We start from the raw sequence: 7,175 nt of genomic DNA on the forward strand, positions 1-7,175 counted from the left end.
CTTTTCGTCTGCAGAAGTCACGCCTTCATCGTCTCCTTTTGCGCGGGCTGATTTTATTTCTTTTCCATCTTACCTACACTGCCGCCGCTTCCCCACACTGCACCATAGGCCAGCAGCCGCCGCTTCCCCAGTGTCCCTAGACAGCACAAAAGCCCACCGAGAGGATATTCCTCCCGTGGGCTTTAAAGGCTAAAAAGCGGGCTTAAACTTAAGCGCCAACCTCGTAGCGGACGAAGCCGGTAATGGTGGTGCCGGCCTCTTCTGCGACCTGCTTGACGGTCTTCTTGTTATCGGACAAGGAAGCCTGCTCCAGCAAGACAACGGACTTGTAGAAGCCGTTCAGGCGGCCTTCCACGATCTTTGGAAGAGCAGCCTCAGGCTTGCCCTCCTCACGAGTGGTGGCCTCAGCGATGGAGCGCTCCTTCTCGACGATCTCTGCAGGAACGTCTTCGCGCTTCAGATACTCAGCGTTCATAGCTGCAATCTGCAGTGCGGCAGCGTGTGCGCCTTCCTTGTTGCCTTCGTAGGAAACCAAGACACCGACTGCAGGAGGCAGGTCAGCGGAACGCTGGTGCAGGTAGACAGCAACATTGTCGCCATCGACAGTGACTGCACGACGTGCCTGCAGCTTCTCACCGGTCTTTGCGGATTCCTGGTCAACGAACTCGGAGACCTTCTGGCCGTCGATCTCTACGTTGTTGAGTTCTTCCGGGGAGTTAGCCTTGGCTGCGGCTGCAGCTTCAACAATCTTGTTAGCGAAGGACTGGAAGCCTTCGTTCTTTGCCACGAAGTCGGTCTCACAGTTGATCTCAACCATGGTGTTGCCGGATACGGCAACGAGACCTTCGGTAGCCTCGCGGTCAGCACGCTTGGACACGTTCTTAGCGCCCTTGATGCGCAGGAATTCAACGGCCTTGTCGTAGTCGCCGCCGTTTTCTTCCAGGGCCTTCTTGCAATCGAGCATGCCGGAGCCAGTTGCTTCGCGCAGTGCCTTCACGTCTGCAGCAGTGTAGTTCGCCATAGTTAGGGCGATCCTCCTTGAAAATCAATCAGTGTTCGTTGAGACAGCGTAGCCGAAGTAGCGGTCTCGCGCCGTCTTTGGGTGGGGAAATCTACCCCATTTTGCCTTCATCAATGCGGTCGTACTGAGGCTAATTTTAGCCGCCTCCAGCATAGATAAAAGTAACCCCCACCGCCGTAGCACACGGTGGTAGGGGTCAGGTAAACAGCCTTGTACAGGAATTATTCCCTAGCTGCCCCACACCAAAATGTGCGTGGGGTATTCAATTAAGTGCAGTTAAGAAAGAATCCTCACAAGAGGCAGGCCTACTGTGCAGGCTTGTCTGCGGGTGCTTCCTCGGTCTTTTCTGCAGAAGCAGGATCGGATGCGGCTGCAGCAGCCTCAGCATCGCGCTGTTCCTTCTCTGCGGAATCGCCGGCAGCTTCCTTAGCGGCTGCAAGCTGACGCTCCTCGCGAGCCTTCTTACCTTCTTCGACGGCAGAAGCCACGATGCCGGACAGCAGCTTGGTGGAACGGATTGCGTCATCGTTGCCCGGAATCGGGAAGTCAACATCATCTGGGTCGCAGTTGGTGTCCAAGATGGCAACAACCGGGATGTTCAGCTTGTGAGCTTCCTTAACCGCGATGTGCTCCTTGTTGGTGTCAACAATCCACAGTGCGGACGGGGTCTTAGCCATCTCGGAGATGCCGCCCAGAACGCGCTCAAGCTTGGCGCGCTCGCGGTTAAGCATCAAAACTTCCTTCTTGGTACGGCCCTTGTAGCCGTCCTCACGCTCATCCATAGCCTGAAGCTCCTTCATGCGCTTCAGACGCTTGGACACGGTCTGGAAGTTGGTGAGCATGCCACCCAACCAACGGTGGTTGACATAAGGCATGCCGACGCGGGTTGCTTCTTCAGCAACTGCTTCCTGCGCCTGCTTCTTGGTGCCAACGAAAAGGATGGTGCCACCGTGAGCGACGGTTTCCTTAACGAATTCGTATGCCTCATCGATGTAGGTCAGCGTCTGCTGCAGGTCGATGATGTAGATGCCGTTACGGTCAGTGAAGATGAAACGACGCATCTTCGGGTTCCAGCGACGGGTCTGGTGGCCAAAGTGCACACCAGCGTCGAGGAGCTCGCGCATGGTTACAACTGCCATGATTCGCTCGCTTTCTTTTAATTGTCTTTCGGTTTTTCCAAATGTGCGGTGTTTTATTCCGCACCCTAGCAACGAAGGCCCTGCTAACACCTTGTTTCCAAGGACCACGTCAGCTATCGGACCGCCACATCCTTAATGCAGGATGCGACAACTTCGTCGCGCGTAGTCAATGCCTCCGTGATGATTACCACCCAGCGGACACACTGCTATAGAAGACAATAATCCCAGCCAGCTGGATTTTCCAAACCGAACGAGCACTTTTCCACAAGTTCCTCTGGCCGCTGCATCTCGATTGTCACTCGAGTTTCTTCCGCCCCAACGCTGTCAATTTATCCACAGCTAATCCACGCTTCGCAGGACAATATTGGCCCAACGCTTCACACTGTGCCCCATGAACCGTTTGCTACGACCACACAACAACGCCGCTTGCCGATGCCCCCTTCTCCCCTCCGTCACCACCATCCTGACTGGTGCGCTAGTGCTACTGTGCGCTGCGCCCGCTGCCGCATATGTCGATCCCGCCTCCGGAAAGACGCGCCCGGTTCGGGTGCTACGCGGCTTTGATAAGCCCGAGCATAAGTGGAGCGCCGGACACCGCGGCGTCGATATGGCCCTGCGAATAGGCGGTACCGTCGTCGCCGCCGAATCAGGCACCGTAGCTTTTGTCGGCACCGTAGCGGGCACCCCGGTTATTTCGATTGACCATGCCGATGGTATTCGCACCACGTATCAACCCGTGCACGCGAGCGTTACCCAAGGCCAAGAGGTGCGCGAGGGCCAAACTATAGGCAAGCTCGGCCACCCAGTAGACGGCACACCAGGGCTGCATTGGGGCGCCCGAATCGCCAAAGACAGCTATATCGACCCACTAAGCCTGCTAGATATGCCGGTCATCCGGCTTAAGCCTTTATGAGAATTACTCAGGCCCGCGGGTGCGCCTGGGAATAGACCTGCTTTAACCGCTTTGCGGAGACATGCGTATAAATCTGTGTAGTACTCAAGGATGAATGGCCCAGTAGCTCTTGGACCACGCGCAGATCCGCCCCGCCTTCTAGGAGGTGAGTAGCCGCAAGGTGGCGCACCCCGTGCGGTGTTAGCCCGCTTGTGCCCGTAACCGCTGCGGCTTTTTCCACGATACGTCGCACCTGGCGCTGATCAATGCGCGCTCCCCTACTGCCCACAAAAATGGCCTGGGTATCTCCCCGCGCCAGTTCTTTGCGCCCGCCATCTATCCACTGCTGCAGGGCATCGGTTGCGGCGGTACCGAAGGGCACGACCCTTTGCTTGTTTCCCTTACCAGTAACGCGCGCGGTGGAACGCTTAAAGTCCACGTCCCCGATATCGAGGCGGGCCAATTCCGCAACGCGCATTCCGGTGGCATAGAGCAGCTCCAAAATGGCGCTATCGCGCTGAAAATGGGCTTCATCGACTGAAACGGCGTTGCCCACAAGTTCGCCCGCCTGTTGCGGCGCCATGACCGTTGGGAGATGCTGGCCCACCTTCGGTGTTACCAATCGTGCCGCGACATCACGGCTTAGGTAGCCTTCCCTTTCCGCCCAGGTAGAAAAGGCTTTAACTGAGGCAGTCCTGCGTGCCAGCGTTGCGCGCGCTTTGCCTTCTGCAAGCGCGTTGCCCAGCCACTGCCGCAGGTTATTGAGGTTAAAGTCCGCAAAAGTATCGATGTCTTGGGCCAGGTTTTTTAAGTCCGCGCGGTAGCCACGCACCGTAGCCTCCGCACGGCCTTTGACCTGGAGCTGGAAGTCCGCAAAATCCTCGATGGCCTCATCCATTTGCCCCACCGGAGCATTGCTTTCTGCAGCCTTCCGTTTATCACTCATACCCCATGAGTTTACTTTCTTTTCAGCCCATCTCTAAGCGAACCCAGTTATTTCCTTCCCGCACGATCACGCACATTTTCTCTAGGGTAAGCAATAAGTGGATAGTAAGAGGAAGGCGGAATCCCGCGTCGCGTGCAATATCTTCAGCGGTGGCTGCAGGGCGTCCCGGCGGCGGGGTCGCATCAAAAACACGTAACTCATTCCGCGATAGCCGCTGCGTTAAGGACGCCGCAAAATTCATCTCATATTGCGCCTCCGGATCGACCGTCCCGGCGCGGCTGACTAGGGCGCGAACTTCATCGGCGCTGGCGACCAACTGGGCCCGCCCGTCTTGGATGCGCTGGTGGCACCCGAGCGAGCCGCTCGTCGTAATTGGTCCCGGCACGGCCATGGCAACGCGCCCTAAAGCTTCCGCCCAGTTGAGGGTATTAAGCGCGCCGGAACGATACGCGGCTTCCATGACCACGATTCCTTGACTCAGCGCTGCAACAAGGCGGTTGCGAATAAGGAAGCGATGCCGCTTGGGTGCTGTCTCGGGGGCGAATTCGGAGACGATGCAGCCATTATCGGCAATCTGATCGAAGAGTCCACCATTGCGGGCCGGATAATTCTTGTCGATTCCGCATGCGGCTACCGCAACGGTGCGTCCCGCATTGTGTAAGGCGGTCTCATGCGCCACCGTATCTACTCCCAAGGCGCCGCCGGAGACGATCGTCCATTCGTGGTTTACCAGGCCTGAGACCACGCTTTGGGTTGCCTGCCACCCATAGCGCGAAATGGCGCGCGTGCCCACGATCCCTACGGCCTGCCCTACCTCGGGTTTGAGTGCTGAGCCGCGTACCCACAAGCTATGTGGCGGCACTGCTTGTTCATCGAATGTGGCCGGCGCGTCCGCGCCATTCTGGTAGAAACCGAAGGCGGAAGAGAATTCCTCTGTCGGCCACTCCGGGCTATCGGCCGTAATCAAGCGCGCCCCTACGCGCTCTGCCGCAGCGAGATCTTCTTTTTGCCGCACCCAATCAAACCGCGAGGCGGTGCGGGCCAAAAGCGGCCCGATCCAATCGGCTCGGTGATAAATCCCGTGGGCAATCTCTTCCGCCGAATGGTGCTCCAGCAAGGCCTGCAAGGAGGCAGACGGGCCCTCAACCACGCGATTGAGATATACCCACGTGGCAAGTGGAGTGGATAAATCAAGCTCACTCATGCCGAAATCCTCCCCACCGTCTGGCTCGAGCGAAGGTCGAGAGCTTGGCCCACTTCCGCAAGATCCGGCCTAGAGCTTCCGTGCAGATCGGCCAAGGTCCACGACACGCGCAGGACGCGGTCGATACCGCGCTGCGAAATCTCGCCTTCGGCTAAGTAGGCAGACAGCATGATCATCGCGGACTCGGAAGCTGGGCGGTGTCGGCGCAAATAGGACGAGGACACGGCGCCGTTGACGCGTGCCGGAATGTCATCAGCTGCCCAGCGTGCCCGGGCGCGGTCACGGGCTGAGGCGACGCGCTCAGCAATGGCGGAAGATGATTCTTCGCCCTCCGCGTTAATGGTGGCTGACTGCCCAGACAGGGTGACCACCATGTCCAAGCGGTCACGCAAGGGCCCAGACAGGTTCGATAGATAATTAAGCCGGTCATGCGGATTGCAGGTGCATTTAGAGGGATCCTCGGCAGCGCACCGGCAGGGATTGGCGGCCATAATGAGCTGGAAACGCGCCGGGTAGTCTATTTCTTGCTGCGCGCGTGCTAGGCGGACATGGCCTTCTTCTAAAGGCGCCCGCATGCCGTCGAGGACCGGTGCGCTTACCTCGCTGACTTCATCGAGGAAGAGCACCCCATTATGGGCCAAGCTCACCGCACCTGGGCGAGGATGGCCGCTTCCACCACCAAGGAGCGCTGCGCGGGTGACCGAAGAGTGCGGGGCGATGAAGGGAGCATGGGAGACCACTTCTCCGGGGGTTCCTGTCAGCGAGTGGATAGCGGTGGTTTCTACCATCTGGTCTGGACTCAGGTCCGGAAGGATGCTGGGCAGGCGCGAGGCGATCATGGATTTTCCCGAGCCCGGTGGGCCGATCATCAACAGGTGGTGTCCACCGGCGGCGGCGACTTCTGCCGCCCACTTCGCATGATGCTGCCCGGCTATATCGCAATAGTCGAGCCGTTCCTGTGTGGGTGCCGGTGCGGGGTGGTCAGAGCAGCACTCGGCTGCCCGAGGCAGGTCACGCTCTCCTAGCGCCCACGCAAAGGCATCAAAGAGCGTAGCTGCAACCAGCACATTCATATCGGGCACGAGGGTGGCCTCGGCGGCATTTCCTGGCGGAATAACCAGCGTAGTAATGCCCTCCTCGCGGGCGGCAAGAAGTGCTGGGATAATGCCGGGGACTGCTCTAACCGTGCCGTCCAGCCCCAGTTCCCCGAGCACCAAGGTTTCTTCGAGAACCCGGCTGGGTGCCTGCACGAAGCGCGCGTAATCAGCGCCGTGCTGTTCTACGTGGGCGGCGAGAATCGCAAGGGCCATGGGCAGGTCAAAGTGGGAGCCTGATTTTGGTAAAGAGGCCGGCGACATGGACACGATGACCTTGGTTTTCGGCCACGGCAGGCGGGAGTTCGCGGCGGCGGTCTTGATGCGGTCGCGGGATTCAGATATCGCAGTATCCGCATGCCCCACCACATGGATTCCGGGAAGCCCGTGCCCCACATTCGCTTCGACGTTGATAACGCGGGCGAGCACGCCGTGTAGGGAGACTGCTAAACATTTACCGAGAGCCATCGTCGACCCCCGTAAAGTGTTCTAGCTCAAAGCCCTCGTTTTTGGCCACGAGGGCTATGACATCAAAGCGCACTGTGGAAAGTGGCTTGCCATCTAACCATTGGACGGCGGCCCTGCGCATGCGCGAAAGCTTGTGTGGAGTTACGGCCTCAGCTATGCCAAAGCTCGCTGTAGAGCGGGTTTTCACCTCGACGAAGACGATAGTGCCATCTGGCTCGCGGGCGATCAGATCGATTTCTCCCACGCGGTAGCTAACGTTTGCGGCGATGATCTCGGATCCCCGCTGGCGGAGGTAGCGCGCGGCAAATGATTCGCCCCGCTTGCCTAGCTGTTGTGAGGTTACCCTCGTTTAGTGGACACCCTATTAGTACGGATCTTGTGTCCGTAGGAGAGGATGTTCATTGTGAGTTC

The 7,175-nt window shown here is 58.5% G+C and carries 6 protein-coding genes and 1 pseudogene; 1 reads left to right on the forward strand and 6 read right to left on the reverse strand.

From position 1 onward, the window contains the following. Positions 1-208 precede the first annotated feature (208 nt). Positions 209-1,021 (reverse strand): translation elongation factor Ts, encoded by an 813-nt coding sequence (gene tsf / locus ABRP66_RS04210; RefSeq protein WP_284769594.1) that lies wholly within the window; start codon positions 1,019-1,021, stop codon positions 209-211. 305 nt (positions 1,022-1,326) lie between these two features. Beyond that, complete coding sequence (rpsB, locus tag ABRP66_RS04215) at positions 1,327-2,160, reverse strand: 30S ribosomal protein S2 (protein ID WP_284769593.1); 834 nt, start codon at positions 2,158-2,160, stop codon at positions 1,327-1,329. A gap of 391 nt (positions 2,161-2,551) precedes the next feature. Between rpsB and ABRP66_RS04220 the strand changes: the two genes are divergently transcribed. Then, a complete protein-coding gene (locus ABRP66_RS04220) occupies positions 2,552-3,073 on the forward strand; it encodes a M23 family metallopeptidase (protein WP_284796013.1) in 522 nt (173 codons plus the stop codon). A 7-nt stretch (positions 3,074-3,080) separates the two neighbouring features. Here ABRP66_RS04220 and ABRP66_RS04225 read toward each other — a convergent pair whose 3' ends face one another. The 4 genes and pseudogenes from ABRP66_RS04225 to ABRP66_RS04240 all read right to left on the reverse strand — a co-directional run. Beyond that, a complete protein-coding gene (locus ABRP66_RS04225) occupies positions 3,081-3,998 on the reverse strand; it encodes a tyrosine recombinase XerC (protein WP_284784469.1) in 918 nt (305 codons plus the stop codon). A 22-nt stretch (positions 3,999-4,020) separates the two neighbouring features. Further along, positions 4,021-5,202, reverse strand: coding sequence for a DNA-processing protein DprA (dprA, locus tag ABRP66_RS04230; protein WP_284796011.1), 1,182 nt, complete (start codon positions 5,200-5,202; stop codon positions 4,021-4,023). Beyond that, the gene (locus ABRP66_RS04235) at positions 5,199-6,764 is read right to left on the reverse strand and encodes a YifB family Mg chelatase-like AAA ATPase (RefSeq protein ID WP_284784472.1); all 1,566 of its coding nucleotides are present in this window, start codon (positions 6,762-6,764) and stop codon (positions 5,199-5,201) included. The genes dprA and ABRP66_RS04235 overlap by 4 nt, the downstream gene beginning before the upstream one ends. After that, positions 6,751-7,098, reverse strand: a pseudogene (locus ABRP66_RS04240) (YraN family protein); the annotation flags it as partial. The gene ABRP66_RS04235 and the pseudogene ABRP66_RS04240, both read right to left, overlap by 14 nt. Between the last annotated feature and the right edge of the window lie 77 nt (positions 7,099-7,175).

The sequence above is a fragment of the Corynebacterium sp. KPL2680 genome (genome assembly GCF_040225675.1).
GTDB lineage: Bacteria > Actinomycetota > Actinomycetes > Mycobacteriales > Mycobacteriaceae > Corynebacterium > Corynebacterium rhinophilum.

Coding starts and splice junctions, on each gene's coding strand:
- ABRP66_RS04235 (WP_284784472.1), bottom strand. CDS start 6,764: ATGGCTCTCGGTAAATGTTTAGCAGTCTCCCTACACGGCGTGCTCGCC.
- dprA (WP_284796011.1), bottom strand. CDS start 5,202: ATGAGTGAGCTTGATTTATCCACTCCACTTGCCACGTGGGTATATCTC.
- ABRP66_RS04225 (WP_284784469.1), bottom strand. CDS start 3,998: ATGAGTGATAAACGGAAGGCTGCAGAAAGCAATGCTCCGGTGGGGCAA.
- ABRP66_RS04220 (WP_284796013.1), top strand. CDS start 2,552: ATGAACCGTTTGCTACGACCACACAACAACGCCGCTTGCCGATGCCCC.
- rpsB (WP_284769593.1), bottom strand. CDS start 2,160: ATGGCAGTTGTAACCATGCGCGAGCTCCTCGACGCTGGTGTGCACTTT.
- tsf (WP_284769594.1), bottom strand. CDS start 1,021: ATGGCGAACTACACTGCTGCAGACGTGAAGGCACTGCGCGAAGCAACT.